Origin of the sequence: Pseudomonas sp. CDFA 610 (assembly GCF_021147865.1) — a bacterium.
Taxonomy (GTDB): Bacteria; Pseudomonadota; Gammaproteobacteria; order Pseudomonadales; family Pseudomonadaceae; genus Aquipseudomonas; species Aquipseudomonas alliivorans.
The window spans coordinates 22,097-38,364 of record NZ_JAGTPM010000003.1 but is presented as its reverse complement, the minus strand read 5'-3'; the positions used below and the strand labels follow the sequence as shown (position 1 = coordinate 38,364).

The window sequence follows — 16,268 nt, the reverse complement described above, 5'->3', positions numbered from 1 at the left end:
CATACCCTCGTGTTTCTTCAGTGGCTTACAGGTTGTTTGATAGAGGGGCTTGCCCGCGATGCGGTTGTTCAGGCGATGTGTCAGTGAATGATCCTTCGCCATCGACGGCAAGCCGCCTCCTACAGGATTTGGCGCTTCAGTGGGGTTGCGTAAGCTCTGCGAGCGCTGGCTGTCTGCTGCCTATGACGGCACTTGCCGAGTGGCCTTATCAATGACCCGGTCAAGCCCTGGCGGTCATGATCTCCCCAACAGGTTTCTTGAAGCCCTGGTGCCCTGGCGCAATGCGCCTGTCTGGCATGTCGGCTTCTCCGGCGGTCTCGATTCCACGGTTCTGTTGCATCTTCTGGCTGAACTGGCCAGACGCGAACGCCTGCCCGATCTGAAAGCGATTCATGTTCATCACGGCCTGCAGGCAGTTGCCGAGGAATGGCCCGAGCATTGTCGGCAGGTCTGTCAGGCGCTCGGTGTGCCGTTGCAGATGATCAAAGTGAGTGTGGAGCCAGGCGCCAGCATCGAGCAGGCAGCCCGCGAGGCTCGTTATGCGGCCTTTTCCGGGCAGTTGGGGGTGGATGAGGTGTTGCTGACGGGGCAGCATCGCGACGATCAGGCTGAAACGATGCTGTTCCGTCTGATGCGTGGGGCCGGCGTTCGAGGGCTTGCTGCGATGCCTGAGTCTCGGGTTCTGGGGAAGGGTCATCTGGTCAGGCCGCTGTTTGACTGTGCACGAGCGGAGCTTGAGGAGTATGCCCGCGAACACTGCCTGAACTGGATCGAAGACCCCAGCAATAACGACGTCCGGTTTTCACGTAACTTCCTGCGCGCTCAGGTCATGCCGTTGCTGACCTCAAGATGGCCGCAGGCGGTTTCCGCGATGGCGCGTACGGCCCGTCATCTCGGCGAAGCCCAAGTGCTTCTGGGGGAGCTTGCCGAGCAGGATCTGGCCGACGCTCAGGCCACCACGCCGTTTGCCTGGCTCGGCCTGCCAGTGCTGGCTGTCCAGCCACTCACTGGGTTGTCCGCGACTCGGCAACGCAACGCGCTGCGTCACTGGCTCGCGCCACTGACCCGTTTGCCTGATACCGATCATTGGGCGGGCTGGGACTCCTTGCGAGATGCAGGGCAGGGCGCGCAGCCGCTGTGGCGATTGGCCGATGGAGAGTTGCATCGCGCCCAAGGGCATGTCTGGTGGCTGGCTGGGCCCTGGCTTCGCACCGTCGAAGGCGAAGTCGCCTGGCCTGACCCTCGTCAGCCATTGATCCTTCCCGGTAACGGGCGAATCTGGATACAGGGCGACGCGCCGCAAGGGCCGCTTGAGGTGCGTTATCGGCAAGGCTCCGAAGTCGTGCAGGTGACAGGGCGTGGTCATCGTGATCTCAAGCGTCTGTTCAATGAGTACGGTGTGCCCGGATTCGTCCGCGGCAGATTGCCGCTGCTGTACTGCAATGACCAGTTGCTGGCAGTGGCAGGACTGGCTGGACTGGACGCTTCGCCCAATGGAAGCTGGCGATTGCGCTGGGAAGCACCGACCAGCGACCAAAGTTTGAGCTGAATGGGCCTTTCAGGTAGACTACGCTCCCTTCTTGATACAGCTTCTGTTGGTTCTTTTGAAACAACACAAGTTGCCGGTTACCAACCAGTATTTACTGGGCGATTTCTTAAATGTGGCGCGCAATAGGCAGGCTTTCGGCCGGTCGGTTTCAACGCAGCAGTTTCGGGAGTGCACCGTGAATTTTGTCGGTAATCGGGGGCTTCGGCCTTCCTTCGCTTTCCCCGGCGGCTCTGACCGCTTTAACGCAGACTTCTAGGGTTTTTCATGACGCGCTACATCTTCGTCACGGGCGGTGTTGTTTCTTCATTGGGGAAAGGCATTGCCTCGGCTTCATTGGCGGCCATCCTGGAGGCGAGGGGGCTTAAGGTCACCATGCTCAAACTGGACCCCTACATCAACGTGGACCCAGGCACCATGAGCCCGTTCCAGCACGGTGAGGTGTTTGTCACTCATGACGGCGCTGAAACCGACCTGGACCTTGGTCACTACGAGCGGTTCATCCGCACCACCATGACCCAGAACAACAACTTCACCACTGGCCGTGTGTACGAACACGTCCTGCGCAAAGAGCGCCGTGGTGATTATCTGGGCGCGACCATCCAGGTCATTCCGCACATTACCGACGAGATCAAGCGCCGCATCATCAAGGGTGCAGGCGATGCCGACGTGGCATTGGTCGAAATCGGCGGCACGGTCGGCGACATCGAGTCGCAGCCGTTCCTTGAAGCCATTCGCCAGCTGCGTTTCGAAGTCGGCGCACGCCGCGCGATGCTGATGCACCTGACGCTGGTGCCGTATATCGCCACCGCTGGTGAAACCAAGACCAAGCCGACCCAGCACTCCGTCAAGGAGCTGCGTTCCATCGGCCTGCAGCCTGACGTTCTGGTCTGCCGCTCCGATCATCCGATCGACACGTCGTCGCGTCGCAAGATCGCCCAGTTCACCAACGTTGAAGAGCGTGCGGTCATTGCGCTGGAAGACGCCGACACCATTTACAAGATCCCTGGCATCCTGCATTCGCAGGGTCTGGACGATTTCGTCGTCGAGCGTTTCGGTCTTCAGTGTGGTGGTGCCGACCTGTCCGAGTGGGACAAGGTCGTCGATGCCAAACTCAACCCCGAACATGAAGTCACCATTGCGATGGTCGGCAAGTACATGGAACTGCTCGACGCCTACAAGTCGTTGATCGAAGCCATGAGCCACGCCGGTATCACCAACCGCACCAAGGTCAACTTGCGCTACATCGATTCCGAAGACATCGAGAATCAGGGCACCGGTCTGCTCGAAGGCGTTGACGCGATCCTGGTTCCGGGCGGTTTTGGTCTGCGTGGCGTCGAAGGCAAGATCACAGCTGTTCAGTTCGCTCGCGAAAACAAGGTTCCGTATCTGGGTATCTGCCTGGGCATGCAAGTGGCGGTCATCGAGTTTGCCCGTAACGTGCTGGGCTGGAAAGACGCCAACTCAACCGAGTTCGACCGCACCAGCGCACACGCCGTCGTGGGTCTGATCACTGAGTGGGAAGATGCCACCGGCGCCGTGGAAACCCGCACCGAAAGCTCCGATCTGGGCGGCACCATGCGCCTGGGTGCCCAGGAATGCCAACTCGAGTCGGGCTCCCTGGTTCACGACTGCTACAAGAACGATGTGATTGTCGAGCGTCATCGCCATCGCTATGAAGTGAACAACAACCTGCTGCCGCAACTGATGGAAGCAGGGCTGAAAATTTCCGGCCGCTCCGGTGATGGAGCGCTGGTCGAAGTGGTCGAGGCGCCTGATCATCCGTGGTTCGTGGCTTGCCAGTTCCACCCGGAGTTCACCTCGACACCGCGCGACGGTCACCCGTTGTTCAGCGGTTTCGTCAAGGCCGCACTGGCTCAACGTCAAAAGAACGTCTGAAAGGAATATCAGTAGATGGCTCAGAAAATCATCCGCGTAGGCTCCATCGAGATTGCCAACGACAAACCAATGGTTCTGTTTGGTGGCATGAACGTGCTCGAGTCTCGTGACATGGCCATGCAGATTTGCGAAGAATATGTGCGTGTTACCGAAAAGCTCGGTATCCCTTACGTGTTCAAGGCCAGCTTCGACAAGGCCAACCGGTCATCGGTCACGTCCTATCGTGGTCCGGGCCTGGAAGAAGGCATGCGCATATTCGAAGAGATAAAGCGCACCTTCAACGTGCCGTTGATCACGGATGTGCATGAGCCTGAGCAGGCGGCTGTCGTTGCCGAAGTGTGCGATATCATCCAGTTGCCGGCTTTTCTGTCGCGCCAGACCGACCTGGTGGTTGCAATGGCGAAGACAGGTGCAGTCATCAACATCAAGAAAGCCCAGTTTCTTGCGCCTCAGGAAATGAAACACATCCTGACCAAGTGCGAAGAGGCCGGTAACGATCAGTTGATCCTGTGCGAGCGCGGTTCCAGCTTCGGTTACAACAACCTGGTGGTGGACATGCTCGGCTTCGGCATCATGAAGCAGTTCGAGTACCCGATTCTTTTCGACGTGACCCACGCCCTGCAAATGCCGGGTGGTCGCTCCGATTCCGCTGGCGGTCGCCGCGCTCAGGTGCTGGAACTGGCCAAGGCCGGTATCAGTCAGAATCTGGCCGGTCTCTTCCTGGAAGCTCACCCTGATCCTGATAACGCCAAATGCGATGGCCCTTGTGCATTGCGCCTGGACAAGCTGGAGCCTTTCCTGACGCAACTCAAGTCGCTGGATGAACTTGTGAAAAGTTTTCCGATCGTAGAGACCGCTTGAGCAGGGTTCTCCGGTAAAGTGCCGTTCCCCGTCATTCGTGACGGGGTTGTCGCATTCAGGCCTGCCGTTTTCTGCGTCTGATCGCGAATATCGTTTTCCAGCTGCGTCGTTTTCGTCAATCTTGGAGTGTTTACAACAATGGCAAAAATCGTCGACATCAAAGGTCGTGAAGTTCTCGACTCCCGTGGCAATCCCACCGTGGAAGCAGATGTGCTCCTCGATAACGGCATCATTGGCAGCGCCTGTGCGCCGTCCGGTGCTTCAACCGGCTCGCGCGAAGCGCTGGAGCTGCGTGATGGCGACAAGAGCCGTTACATGGGCAAGGGCGTTCTGAAAGCTGTCGCCAACATCAACGGCCCGATCCGCGACCTGCTGCTGGGTAAGGATCCGGTAGATCAGAAGGCGCTGGACCACGCAATGATCGCGCTGGACGCGACCGAGAACAAGGCAAGCCTGGGTGCCAACGCAATCCTCGCTGTATCCCTGGCTGCCGCAAAGGCCGCCGCCCAGGATCAGGATCTGCCGCTGTACGCGCACATCGCCAATCTGAACGGCACGCCGGGCGTCTACTCGATGCCGGTGCCAATGATGAACATCATCAACGGTGGCGAGCACGCCGATAACAACATCGACATTCAGGAATTCATGGTTCAGCCGGTTGGCGCCAAGACGTTCGCTGAAGGTCTGCGCTGGGGCACCGAAATTTTTCATCACCTCAAGGCTGTTCTCAAGGCTCGCGGCCTGAACACTGCCGTCGGTGATGAAGGTGGTTTCGCGCCTAACCTGGCGTCCAACGAAGAGGCGCTCAGCGCCATCGCCGAAGCCGTTTCCAACGCTGGCTATACGCTGGGCACCGATGTGACCCTGGCGCTGGACTGCGCGGCCAGCGAGTTCTACAAGAATGGCAAGTACAAGCTCAGTGAAGAAGGCGAATACGACTCCGCCGGTTTCGCCGACTATCTGGCTGATCTGGTCAGCAAGCACCCGATCATCTCCATCGAAGACGGTCTGGACGAGTCCGACTGGGCTGGCTGGAAAATCCTCACCGACAAGATCGGCGACAAGATCCAGCTGGTGGGCGACGACCTGTTCGTGACCAACACCAAGATCCTGAAAGAAGGCATCGACAAGAAGATCGCCAACTCGATCCTGATCAAGTTCAACCAGATCGGTACACTGACCGAAACGCTGGAAGCCATTCAGATGGCCAAGGCTGCCGGTTACACCGCTGTGATCTCGCACCGTTCCGGTGAAACCGAAGATTCGACCATTGCCGATCTGGCTGTGGGCACGTCAGCCGGCCAGATCAAGACGGGTTCGCTGTGCCGTTCCGATCGCGTATCCAAGTACAACCAGCTGCTGCGTATCGAAGAGCAACTGGGCAACAAAGCCGTTTATAACGGCCGCGCCGAGTTTCGCGGTTGATCCATAGATGGTAAAAGACGCAGGGCGCTACGGGAAAAACGGTTCATCCGGTTTCGCCCGTACTGCCGATGCTGACGCTCCTCTGTAACCTGGAGTGATTGAGCCTGGCTTATGTCAGGCTCAATGCCCTCAGTCATTTGTTAGTTGTGTGGCTCTGCCGTCTTTTCTACTGGGTACCTGATATTTCAATGCGCAGTCCTAACTGGTTGTTCCTCATCCTGCTGCTGTTGCTTGCCGGTTTGCAATATCGCCTCTGGGTGGGTAATGGCAGCCTGGCGCAAGTGGCCAGCCTGAACCAGCAGATCGCGGATCAGCATGCCGAAAACCAGGTCTTGCTGGAGCGCAATCGTGTGCTCGATGCCGAAGTCATGGAATTGAAAAAGGGACTGGAGACCGTCGAGGAGCGTGCCCGTCATGAGTTGGGCATGGTCAAGGACGGCGAAACCCTCTATCAGTTGGCCCAATAATAAAAGTAGGCGTCATGAAAGATTTCCTTCCTGCCTTCTGGGCAGTGATTCCTGCAGCGGGCATTGGTGCCCGCATGGCAGCAGACCGGCCCAAGCAATACCTGCAGCTGGGCAGTCTGACCATTCTCGAACACAGCCTGTTGAGTTTTCTGGATCACCCCCGTCTCAAGGGTCTGGTGATCAGCCTTGCCGTGGACGACCCTTACTGGCCCGCGTTGCCCTGTGCGCTGGATTCCCGAATCCAGCGGGTGGATGGTGGCAAAGAGCGTTCAGGTTCGGTACTTAACGCCTTGCTGCATCTGCATGCGCAAGGTGCCAGCGACGATGACTGGGTGCTGGTTCATGACGCTGCACGTCCGAATCTGGCCCGTAGCGATCTGGACAACCTGCTCAGCGAGCTGGCGGACGACCCGGTCGGTGGCCTGCTGGCTGTTCCCGCGCGCGACACGCTCAAGCGTGCCGATAGCACGGGTCGCGTGGCTGAAACGGTTGATCGCAGCATGATATGGCAAGCCTATACGCCACAGATGTTCCGCCTTGGAGCGCTCCATCGAGCATTGGCGGACAGTCTGGTATCTGATGTCAGCATCACGGATGAGGCTTCGGCCATCGAGTGGGCCGGACAGGCGCCACGTCTGATCGAAGGTCGATCCGACAACATCAAGGTTACCCGACCCGAAGACCTCGAATGGCTGCGTTTGCGTCGGAGCGATTTCGGCCGCTGAGAGGTTCGCCAGCTACTGCCGGTATTCGTCTCGCATCAACAGACCTTCCTTCAGATAGTCCACCAGTTTGCGCACCTTCGGCGAAAGGTGCCTTTGCTGTGGGTACAACGCCCAGACAGCCGTGTTGGGCGGCTGATGCATGTCCAGCAACGAAATCAGCGCGCCGCTTTTGAGGTGTTTTTGCACGTAATAATCGGGTAGCTGGCACAGACCGACGCCGTGCAATGCAGCGTCGAGTACGGCCTGACCGCTGTTGCAGCGCCAGTTGCCCTGCACACGCTGAGAGAATTCCCGTCCGTTCTGTTGCAGCAACCAGGTATCGCTGCCGCCTATCAGGCAGTTATGGCGACTCAGTTCCGACAGGCTATGAGGGCGGCCATAGCGTGCGATGTAGGAAGGTGCCGCGCACAGATACATCTGGCGCGGAGCCAGACGCGTGGCGACCATACGTGAATCCTGCAGACGCCCCAGCCGGATCGCCAGGTCCATGCCTTCGTGAACCAGGTCGAGTGTTTCGTTGCTCAGCTCGATGTCGACCCGCAGGTGCGGGTAAACGTCCATGAAGCGGGTCACCAGCGGCGTGATGAAACGCTCGCCGTACGCCACTGCGCAGGTCATGCGCAACAACCCTTTGGGTTCACTGGTCAGGTCGCCTACCGCGCGCAACGCTTCTTCGCGTCCATCCTGCAGGCGCTGGCAATGGTGCAGGAACGTCTGACCGGCTTCGGTCAACGCCACCTTGCGTGTGCTGCGGTACAGCAGGCGCGTCTGCAGTCGTTCTTCAAGCCGGACGATCTGACGGCTGACATGAGAAGACGAGACCCCCAAGCGTTGCGCAGCGGCAGTGAACTGGCCGCATTCTGCCACCGCTACGAACTCGTCGAGGCCTTCCCAGCGATTGGTGTACATCGATTATCCCTGCACAGCATTAATGTTTTGCTTTTGGCTCTATTACTCGCCAATTGGCACTGTACTACACTGCACATCTTGTTTTAGTTCGCCGGAGAAGATTGATGATCAAGTCACGTGCTGCTGTCGCCTTTGAGGCCAAGAAGCCACTGGAAATCGTGGAAGTCGATGTCGCCATGCCCAAGGCGGGCGAGGTGCTGCTGCGGGTCGTGGCGTCCGGCGTTTGTCACACTGATGCCTACACGCTTTCCGGTGCCGATCCTGAAGGGATTTTCCCTTCAATTCTGGGTCACGAAGGCGGGGCTATTGTTGAAGCGGTGGGTGAGGGCGTTACCTCTGTTGTGGTCGGTGATCACGTCATCCCGCTTTACACGCCTGAATGCCGTCAGTGCAAATTCTGTCGCTCGGGCAAAACCAACCTGTGCCAGGCGATCCGTTCCACTCAGGGCAAGGGTCTGATGCCGGATGGCACATCGCGCTTCTCCTACAAGGGTGAGCCGATTTTTCATTACATGGGCACCTCGACCTTCTCGGAATACACCGTATTGCCGGAAATTTCGGTCGCCAAAATCGACAAACAGGCACCGCTGGAAAAGGTCTGCCTGCTGGGTTGTGGCGTGACCACCGGTATCGGTGCCGTACTCAACACTGCCAAGGTCAAGCCGGGCGACACCGTGGCCATTTTCGGTCTGGGCGGCATCGGTCTGTCGGCTGTGATCGGTGCGGTGAAAGCCAAGGCTTCGCGGATCATCGCCATCGACATCAATCCGGCCAAGTTCGAGATCGCCAAACAGTTGGGTGCGACCGAATGTGTCAACCCGAAGGACTTTGATCGCCCGATTCAGGAAGTCATCGTCGACATGACTGACGGCGGCGTGGATTTCTCCTTCGAGTGCATCGGCAATGTGCAGTTGATGCGTGCAGCCCTCGAGTGCTGCCACAAGGGTTGGGGCGAGTCGGTCGTCATCGGCGTGGCCGGTGCCGGTCAGGAAATCTCCACTCGTCCGTTCCAGCTGGTGACCGGGCGCGTCTGGCGCGGTTCGGCGTTCGGTGGCGTGCGAGGTCGTACCGAGTTGCCGAGCTATGTCGACATGGCACAGACCGGTGAGATTCCGCTGGATACCTTCATCACCCACACCATGGGTCTGGAAGATATCAACAAAGCGTTTGACCTGATGCACGAAGGCAAAAGCATTCGTACTGTCATCCACTTCTAAAACAGCGATGATGGGCAGCAGGCTCTCATCACGCTGCTGCCCATCGTTGGGAGTCGACCATGACCCTGGAAAATATTTCCTGTCAGAAAAGCTTCGGCGGCTGGCACAAGCGATACAGGCACCACTCTCAGGTGCTGGGCTGCGACATGGTGTTTGCGGTCTACCTTCCGCCTCAGGCAGAACAGGGTGGCAAGCTGCCGGTGCTGTACTGGTTGTCGGGCCTGACCTGCACTGACGAGAACTTCATGCAGAAAGCAGCGGCCCAGCGGGTAGCGGCCGAGCTGGGGATCATCATCGTGGCGCCGGACACCAGTCCACGCGGCCCTGATGTGCCTGGCGATCCGGATGGCGCCTGGGATTTCGGTCTGGGCGCAGGCTTCTACCTCAACGCAACCGAACAGCCCTACGCCCGTCATTACCAGATGCATGATTACGTGGTCACGGAGCTGCCTGCCCTGATCGAAGCGCATTTTCCGGCTTCGCAGGCGCGCAGTATCAGCGGTCATTCGATGGGTGGGCACGGCGCACTGGTGTGTGCCCTGCGCAATCCGGGTCGCTACAAGTCGATCTCGGCGTTTTCACCGATCAGTAATCCGATGGACTGTCCCTGGGGGCAGAAGGCCTTTTCCCGTTATCTGGGCGAAGACCGCTCTCGCTGGCGCGAGTGGGACGCCAGTGTATTGATGGCCGATGCAACGGAAAAATTGCCGATTCTGGTGGATCAGGGTGATCGGGATGATTTTCTGGTCAATCAGCTCAAGCCCGAGACGCTGGTCCAGGCTGCCAAATCGGCACAGCAGCCTCTGACACTGCGGATGCAGCCCGGTTATGACCACAGCTATTTCTTCATCGCCAGCTTCATTGAAGATCACCTGCGCCATCACGCCAGCGCGTTGTTCGACAACTGATCGGGTTGAACGCACGGTGAGGTGGATGTGCAGCCTCGCTGACAAACCCAAGCCGTGCCAAAGCAGGTAGAATCACGCCCTGACATTTTTCAGGGCGTTTTTTTATGCGTATTGGCCACGGCTATGATGTGCACCGTTTCGCTGAAGGCGACTTCATCACCTTGGGCGGCGTGCGGATTGCGCACGGTTTCGGTCTTCTGGCCCACTCCGATGGCGACGTTTTGCTGCACGCTCTGAGCGATGCGCTGCTGGGCGCTGCGGCGCTGGGCGACATCGGCAAGCATTTTCCGGACACAGATCCGCAATTCAAGGGCGCGGACAGTCGCGTACTGCTGCGTCACGTGCTCAAGCAGGTGCAGAACAAGGGCTGGAAGGTCGGTAACGTCGATGCCACCATCGTCGCTCAGGCGCCCAAAATGGCACCCCACATCGATGCCATGCGCGCACTGATTGCCGAGGACCTCCAGGTCGAACTGGATCAGGTCAACGTCAAAGCCACCACCACTGAAAAGCTCGGCTTTACCGGCCGTGAAGAAGGCATCGCTGTGCATGCCGTCGCGTTGTTGCTGCGCGCATGACCGAACTTGAACTGCTGGGCCCGACGGCCTGGGGCGAGTCGCTGGGAAGTGCGGTTCTCAAAGCGACAGCGGAAGATTTCCAGGTCGATGAAGTGCTTGATATTCCGCTCTCGGGCGATGGCGAGCACCTGTGGCTGTGGGTCGAGAAGCGTGGCCTCAACACCGAAGAAGCCGCCCGACGTCTGGCCCGGGCTGCCGGCGTTCAGTTGCGTACGGTCAGCTATGCAGGCCTGAAGGATCGTCAGGCACTCACTCGGCAATGGTTCAGTATTCAGTTGCCCGGCAAGGCCGACCCCGATCTGTCCGTGGCGCAGGACGAGACGCTGAAGATTCTCTCTACGAGCCGCCACAAACGCAAACTTCAGCGTGGCGCGCACGCAGCCAATGGCTTTACCTTGCGCCTGACGCAATTGGCGGCTGACAAGGACGCGTTGACTCAGCGGCTCGAGTCGATTGCCCGACTCGGGATTCCCAATTACTTCGGCGCTCAACGCTTCGGCTATCAGGGCGGTAACCTGGGCGAGGCTCGCGATTACGCGTCCCGTCAGGCCTTGCCCGAGCAGCGCGCGGTCCGCTCGCGCCTGCTGTCAACGGCGCGCAGCTACCTGTTCAATCAGGTGCTCGCCGTACGTGTTGCAGACGGCAGCTGGCAGCATGCTCAAGTCGGTGATCTTCTGGCGTTCACCGACAGCCGGAGCTTTTTCCCGGCGGGTGTCGAGGAATGCAGCGATCCGCGGCTGGCCATTCTGGACGTGCACCCGACCGGTCCGCAGTGGGGTGCAGGCCCTTCTCCGGCACAGGGCAGAACCGCAGAGCTTGAAAACGCTGTCGCCGCGGAGCATCCGGCCTTGCGTGACTGGCTGATCAGGGCGGGAATGGAACACGAACGTCGCATCCTGCGGCTGCCCATTGGGCGGCTGACGTGGCATTATCCCGAGCCTGACATTCTGCAACTGGAATTCGTCCTTCCGCCTGGATGCTTCGCCACCGTTTTGGTGCGCGAGCTTGTCGATCTGGTGCCGGTTGGGCAGACGGACAGCCCATGCGTATTCTGATTTCAAACGATGACGGGGTCAGCGCGCCCGGTCTTGCGGCGCTCTATGCGGCACTGGCGGACTATACTGAATGCGTAGTGATTGCCCCCGATCAAGACAAGAGTGGCGCCAGCAGTTCGCTGACGCTCGACCGGCCCCTGCATCCGCAGACGCTGGCCAATGGTTTTATCAGTCTGAACGGTACACCGACAGATTGCGTGCATCTGGGGCTTAACGGTCTGCTGGAGCGTGAACCGGACATGGTGGTTTCAGGCATCAATCTGGGCGCTAACCTGGGCGACGATGTGCTGTACTCAGGTACGGTCGCCGCAGCGCTGGAAGGCCGTTTTCTGCAACGACCGTCGTTCGCGTTTTCGTTTCTGTCGCGCCAGCCTGACAACCTCGCCACGGCTGCTCATTACGCACGCCTGCTGGTCGAGGCACACGAGCAACTCGATCTTCCACCGCGTACCGTATTGAACGTGAACATACCGAACCTGCCTCTGGAGCACATCCGCGGCATTCAATTGACCCGGCTTGGTCATCGCGCCAGAGCCGCAGCGCCGATCAGGGTCGTCGATCCCCGCGGACGTGCCGGCTACTGGATAGCGGCTGCGGGAGATGCCGAGGATGGCGGTGCCGGAACCGACTTTCATGCGGTCATGCAGGGCTATGTATCAATTACGCCGCTGCAACTGGACCGTACCTGTCAGGATGGTTTCAGCAGCCTGAACACTTGGCTGGAGGGACTGCACTGATGTCACGCGAGCAAGATGATCTGTTACGTCGCGGGATCGGGATGACTTCGCAACGTACTCGCGAGCGGTTGATTCAACGCCTGTACGAAGAAGGTGTGTCGAACAATCATGTGCTGGATGTCATTCGCAAGACGCCACGTCATCTGTTCGTTGACGAGGCGCTGGCGCATCGGGCCTACGAAGACACTGCATTGCCCATCGGGCATAACCAGACCATTTCCCAGCCTTACATGGTTGCCCGCATGAGCGAGCTGCTGCTGGCGGCGGGGCCGCTGGACAAGGTGATGGAGATCGGCACCGGTTCAGGCTATCAGACTGCAGTGTTGGCGCAGTTGGTGGAACGGGTGTTCTCGGTTGAGCGCATCAAGGTTCTGCAGGACAGGGCCAAGGAGCGTCTGGTTGAACTGAATCTGCGCAATGTGGTTTTTCGCTGGGGTGATGGCTGGGAGGGATGGCCAGCCCTGGCGCCTTACAACGGCATCATCGTCACGGCAGTGGCGACCGACGTGCCGCAGGCGCTGCTTGATCAACTGGCACCCGGTGGACGACTGGTCATTCCGGTCGGCGCAGGTGAAGTCCAGCAATTGATGCTGATCATTCGAGAGGAAAACGGTTTTTCCCGACATGTATTGGGAGCCGTGCGGTTCGTGCCGCTGTTGAACGGTCCTCTTGCCTGAAAAACGCCAGAGATCACGAGTGAATTCTGGCGCCTGTCATCGGTCTACAACCGTCTGTTCATGAGAACGATGGCAAAATTGCATCGAATCACGAGGCGGATCTTCCATTACACCGTTTTTGATGCGTTTTAAGCACTGGCTGCCCGCCGTTCTTGCGGCACAATAGGCATCTTTGAATTCAGTCACCAGTAAAGGGAGTGGCGGGTGAGTCACACAGTCATTCAGCAGCTCAGGTCTTCGAGAAGTTATCAGCGTCTGTTGATTGGCATTGCGCTCAGTGTCCTCTTGGTCGGCTGTTCAAGTTCACCTTCGGGTGGCGTTCGTGTGGTCGACCGAAACGGCAATGCCGTTGCCCAGCGTCCTACCGTCACGACCGGTCAGTACGTCGTCAAGCGCGGCGATACGCTGTTTTCCATCGCATTCCGCTACGGCTGGGACTGGAAAGCTCTGGCCGCCCGCAACCAGATACCCGAGCCATTCACCATCAAACCGGGTCAGACGATTCGCTTTGACGGGCGCTCTTCTTCAACGCAGAGCGTGGCGTCGGCACCTTCAGCAGGTCGTCCGGTCACCAGTACGTCGACCACCACCAGCAATTCGGGATCGGTGAAAACGACTGTAATGTCCAAGCCCGTTGCGGTTGTGCCGGTGGTCATACCGCCTTCTGCGACCACTGCGACGGGTCCTGCAGGCAAGTCTCCCAGCGGTTGGACCTGGCCTTCGAGTGGCGTATTGATAGGAAAATTTTCTTCAAACGGTAGTTTGAATAAAGGAATTGATATCGCCGGTGATTTGGGACAGCCTGTTTTGGCAGCGTCTGATGGTTCAGTTGTTTACGCCGGAAGTGGATTACGGGGCTACGGCGAATTGATCATCATCAAACACAGCGATACCTACGTCAGTGCCTACGGTCACAACCGCAGGCTTTTGGTACGGGAAGGACAGCAGGTCAAGGCTGGGCAGACGATTGCCGAAATGGGGTCAACAGGAACTGACCGGGTGAAACTGCATTTTGAGATTCGCCGACAAGGTAAACCTGTAGACCCACTGGAATTCTTGCCACGTCGTTGATTGTTGCCGCCTGTTCCTGACGCAGAAGGAACAGGCTCAAGCGTTGCCATGGATATAGGCGCCGCTGGAGCTTGAGGTCGAACTCACCAAAGGACTATAACAATGGCTCTTAGCAACGAAGCGCCGGAGTTTGACATCGATGATGACGTGCTCCTCATGGAAGCCGGCATTGTCCTGGAGCAATCGCCGAGCGAGAAGCAGCCGTCTACTGCCGCCTCGGGTCGCGCGAAGGCCAAGCCGTCGTCATCGCTCAAACAACACAAATATATTGATTACACTCGGGCGCTCGACGCTACCCAGTTGTATCTCAATGAAATAGGGTTCTCTCCGCTGTTGTCTCCGGAAGAAGAAGTACACTTTGCGCGCTTGTCGCAGAGTGGAGATCCGGCTGGGCGCAAACGCATGATTGAAAGCAATCTGCGGCTGGTGGTGAAAATTGCCAGGCGTTATGTCAATCGTGGACTGTCATTGCTTGATCTGATCGAAGAAGGCAATCTTGGCTTGATCCGGGCTGTCGAAAAATTCGATCCTGAACGCGGTTTTCGTTTTTCTACCTATGCCACGTGGTGGATTCGTCAGACTATTGAACGAGCCATCATGAATCAGACCCGGACCATCCGGTTGCCGATTCATGTCGTCAAGGAACTGAACGTCTACCTGCGTGCGGCAAGGGAGCTGACTCAGAAGCTTGATCACGAACCATCTCCTGAAGAAATCGCCAATCTGTTGGAAAAACCGGTAGGCGAGGTCAAGCGCATGCTTGGGCTCAATGAGCGAGTGTCTTCGGTTGACGTATCGCTTGGGCCGGATTCGGACAAGACGTTGCTGGATACTCTTACCGACGACCGTCCTACAGACCCTTGCGAGCTTCTGCAGGATGATGATCTTTCGCAGAGTATTGATCAGTGGCTGTGCGAACTGACCGAAAAGCAGCGTGAGGTGGTCATACGCCGTTTCGGGCTACGGGGGCACGAAAGCAGCACGCTTGAAGATGTAGGGCTGGAAATCGGGCTCACGCGCGAGCGTGTGCGACAGATTCAGGTCGAGGGCTTAAAGCGTCTTCGTGAAATACTCGAGAAAAACGGTCTTTCGAGCGAGTCGCTCTTCCAGTAAAAAACTTCAACCGCGTTACAAGAGCCGACCTGAACAGACTGTTCATGTCGGCTTTTTATATGGCTTTCATCATTCAAAGAAGTCCTGATGGCCTGGCGCCCGATCGCCAGAGGCGGCCTCCCAAGACACGCGTCATGTACGTCATTGCGTACGTGATCTGTAAGTCATCAAGGGGTTGTAAGTGAGATTTACCGGATATTCGGGTTTTCTATCTTTTAACCCATTGATCCCTAAGGTTTTACAAAGTCTTCAAGGCAAGAGCGGAAATATTTTGGCGTGCTTGTCGGGTTGCCCTGCTGCGCCAGATCTTTACTATCGGGGCTGTACCGACGGATCGGTACAGACTCTCAAGGATGAGGGGCAAGGACATCGCACGAAGCGATTCATCAGGACGATGAAAAGGGATTACAGGGATCAGGAAAAAATGTGGGCGGGTAATACCGCCCCTTTTTTTATGTGCAATCAGCTTGGTTGTTTCATTGAATTCAACATGAAAAAAGGCCCTCAAAAGGGCCTTTTTTTGAAGTCCGGACTCTAGCGTTCCAGATCTGCAATCTTGTCTTTCTTGCCGTCCCACTCTGCTGCATCCGGCAGTGCATCTTTCTTCTCTGTGATATTCGGCCATACCTCGGCAAGCTCGGCATTGAGCTCGATAAAGTTTTCCATGCCGGCCGGAATCTCGTCTTCGGAGAAAATGGCCTGAGCAGGGCATTCAGGCTCACACAGTGCGCAGTCGATGCACTCGTCCGGGTGAATCACCAGGAAGTTCGGGCCCTCGTAGAAGCAGTCCACCGGACAGACTTCCACACAGTCGGTGTACTTGCACTTGATGCAGTTGTCGGTGACGACGAAGGTCATTTCTAATTCTCTCCTCAGGCGGCTGCGGCAGAGCCCTTCCAGACAGGGTTGCCAGGTTCGGGACGGTTCCCGACCCTATGAAAACACGTGCTTTTGATGAAGGCCTTGAAGCAGTTTGACTGCATCGCCTGCCATTCACCTTCGGTTCGCTGCGTCTTCACGCGGCTCGAACGGCTGCTCAGCCAGGCTAAAAGCTGAGCGCATCCCAGACCGCGCGGGATT

At 57.9% G+C, this 16,268-nt stretch carries 16 protein-coding genes; 14 read left to right on the top strand and 2 right to left on the bottom strand.

Translation table 11 applies throughout. The annotated features are described in order from the left end of the window. The first annotated feature begins 211 nt into the window (after nt 1-211). From tilS to ispD, 6 genes are all read left to right on the top strand, one after another. Nucleotides 212-1,549 carry a tRNA lysidine(34) synthetase TilS gene (tilS, locus tag KDX39_RS05660; protein ID WP_231659672.1) on the top strand — a complete coding sequence of 446 codons (1,338 nt, stop codon included), beginning with the start codon at nt 212-214 and terminating at the stop codon, nt 1,547-1,549. 264 nt (nt 1,550-1,813) lie between these two features. Continuing rightward, on the top strand, nt 1,814-3,445 hold the full coding sequence (locus tag KDX39_RS05655) for a CTP synthase (RefSeq protein ID WP_184318976.1): 1,632 nt from the start codon (nt 1,814-1,816) through the stop codon (nt 3,443-3,445). 15 nt (nt 3,446-3,460) lie between these two features. After that, nucleotides 3,461-4,306, top strand: coding sequence for a 3-deoxy-8-phosphooctulonate synthase (gene kdsA, locus KDX39_RS05650; RefSeq protein ID WP_231659671.1), 846 nt, complete (start codon nt 3,461-3,463; stop codon nt 4,304-4,306). A gap of 138 nt (nt 4,307-4,444) precedes the next feature. Then, nucleotides 4,445-5,731: a phosphopyruvate hydratase gene (gene eno, locus KDX39_RS05645; protein ID WP_231659670.1), complete on the top strand. Its 1,287-nt coding sequence runs from the start codon at nt 4,445-4,447 to the stop codon at nt 5,729-5,731. A 188-nt stretch (nt 5,732-5,919) separates the two neighbouring features. After that, nucleotides 5,920-6,198 carry a cell division protein FtsB gene (gene ftsB, locus KDX39_RS05640; RefSeq protein WP_004879054.1) on the top strand — a complete coding sequence of 93 codons (279 nt, stop codon included), beginning with the start codon at nt 5,920-5,922 and terminating at the stop codon, nt 6,196-6,198. A 14-nt stretch (nt 6,199-6,212) separates the two neighbouring features. Beyond that, nucleotides 6,213-6,923, top strand: coding sequence for a 2-C-methyl-D-erythritol 4-phosphate cytidylyltransferase (gene ispD / locus KDX39_RS05635; protein ID WP_099229717.1), 711 nt, complete (start codon nt 6,213-6,215; stop codon nt 6,921-6,923). A gap of 12 nt (nt 6,924-6,935) precedes the next feature. Here ispD and KDX39_RS05630 read toward each other — a convergent pair whose 3' ends face one another. Next, entirely contained in the window at nt 6,936-7,832 is an 897-nt protein-coding gene (locus tag KDX39_RS05630) for a LysR family transcriptional regulator (RefSeq protein ID WP_099229719.1), read from the bottom strand. Between the two features lie 104 nt (nt 7,833-7,936). On the opposite strand from KDX39_RS05630, the gene KDX39_RS05625 reads away from it, so the two are divergent. The 8 genes from KDX39_RS05625 (at nt 7,937) to rpoS (ending at nt 15,188) form a co-directional block, all read left to right on the top strand. Then, nucleotides 7,937-9,049, top strand: coding sequence for an S-(hydroxymethyl)glutathione dehydrogenase/class III alcohol dehydrogenase (locus KDX39_RS05625; protein WP_099229721.1), 1,113 nt, complete (start codon nt 7,937-7,939; stop codon nt 9,047-9,049). Nucleotides 9,050-9,108: 59 nt separating this feature from the next. After that, a complete protein-coding gene (gene fghA, locus KDX39_RS05620) occupies nt 9,109-9,957 on the top strand; it encodes an S-formylglutathione hydrolase (RefSeq protein WP_231659669.1) in 849 nt (282 codons plus the stop codon). A 104-nt stretch (nt 9,958-10,061) separates the two neighbouring features. Then, nucleotides 10,062-10,535 (top strand): 2-C-methyl-D-erythritol 2,4-cyclodiphosphate synthase, encoded by a 474-nt coding sequence (gene ispF / locus KDX39_RS05615; RefSeq protein ID WP_099229725.1) that lies wholly within the window; start codon nt 10,062-10,064, stop codon nt 10,533-10,535. Beyond that, nucleotides 10,532-11,590, top strand: coding sequence for a tRNA pseudouridine(13) synthase TruD (gene truD, locus KDX39_RS05610; RefSeq protein WP_231659668.1), 1,059 nt, complete (start codon nt 10,532-10,534; stop codon nt 11,588-11,590). Before ispF ends, truD begins: the two co-directional genes overlap by 4 nt. Beyond that, the gene (gene surE, locus KDX39_RS05605) at nt 11,578-12,327 is read left to right on the top strand and encodes a 5'/3'-nucleotidase SurE (protein WP_231659667.1); all 750 of its coding nucleotides are present in this window, start codon (nt 11,578-11,580) and stop codon (nt 12,325-12,327) included. The genes truD and surE overlap by 13 nt, the downstream gene beginning before the upstream one ends. Nucleotides 12,328-12,368: 41 nt before the next feature. Beyond that, entirely contained in the window at nt 12,369-13,004 is a 636-nt protein-coding gene (locus KDX39_RS05600) for a protein-L-isoaspartate(D-aspartate) O-methyltransferase (protein ID WP_004879071.1), read from the top strand. A gap of 204 nt (nt 13,005-13,208) precedes the next feature. Then, a complete protein-coding gene (locus KDX39_RS05595) occupies nt 13,209-14,075 on the top strand; it encodes a peptidoglycan DD-metalloendopeptidase family protein (protein WP_231659666.1) in 867 nt (288 codons plus the stop codon). Between the two features lie 102 nt (nt 14,076-14,177). Further along, the gene (gene rpoS, locus KDX39_RS05590; RefSeq protein ID WP_099229733.1) at nt 14,178-15,188 is read left to right on the top strand and encodes an RNA polymerase sigma factor RpoS; all 1,011 of its coding nucleotides are present in this window, start codon (nt 14,178-14,180) and stop codon (nt 15,186-15,188) included. 534 nt (nt 15,189-15,722) lie between these two features. On the opposite strand, the gene fdxA is transcribed toward rpoS, so the two are convergent. Next, nucleotides 15,723-16,046 (bottom strand): ferredoxin FdxA, encoded by a 324-nt coding sequence (gene fdxA / locus KDX39_RS05585; protein WP_043305397.1) that lies wholly within the window; start codon nt 16,044-16,046, stop codon nt 15,723-15,725. Between the last annotated feature and the right edge of the window lie 222 nt (nt 16,047-16,268).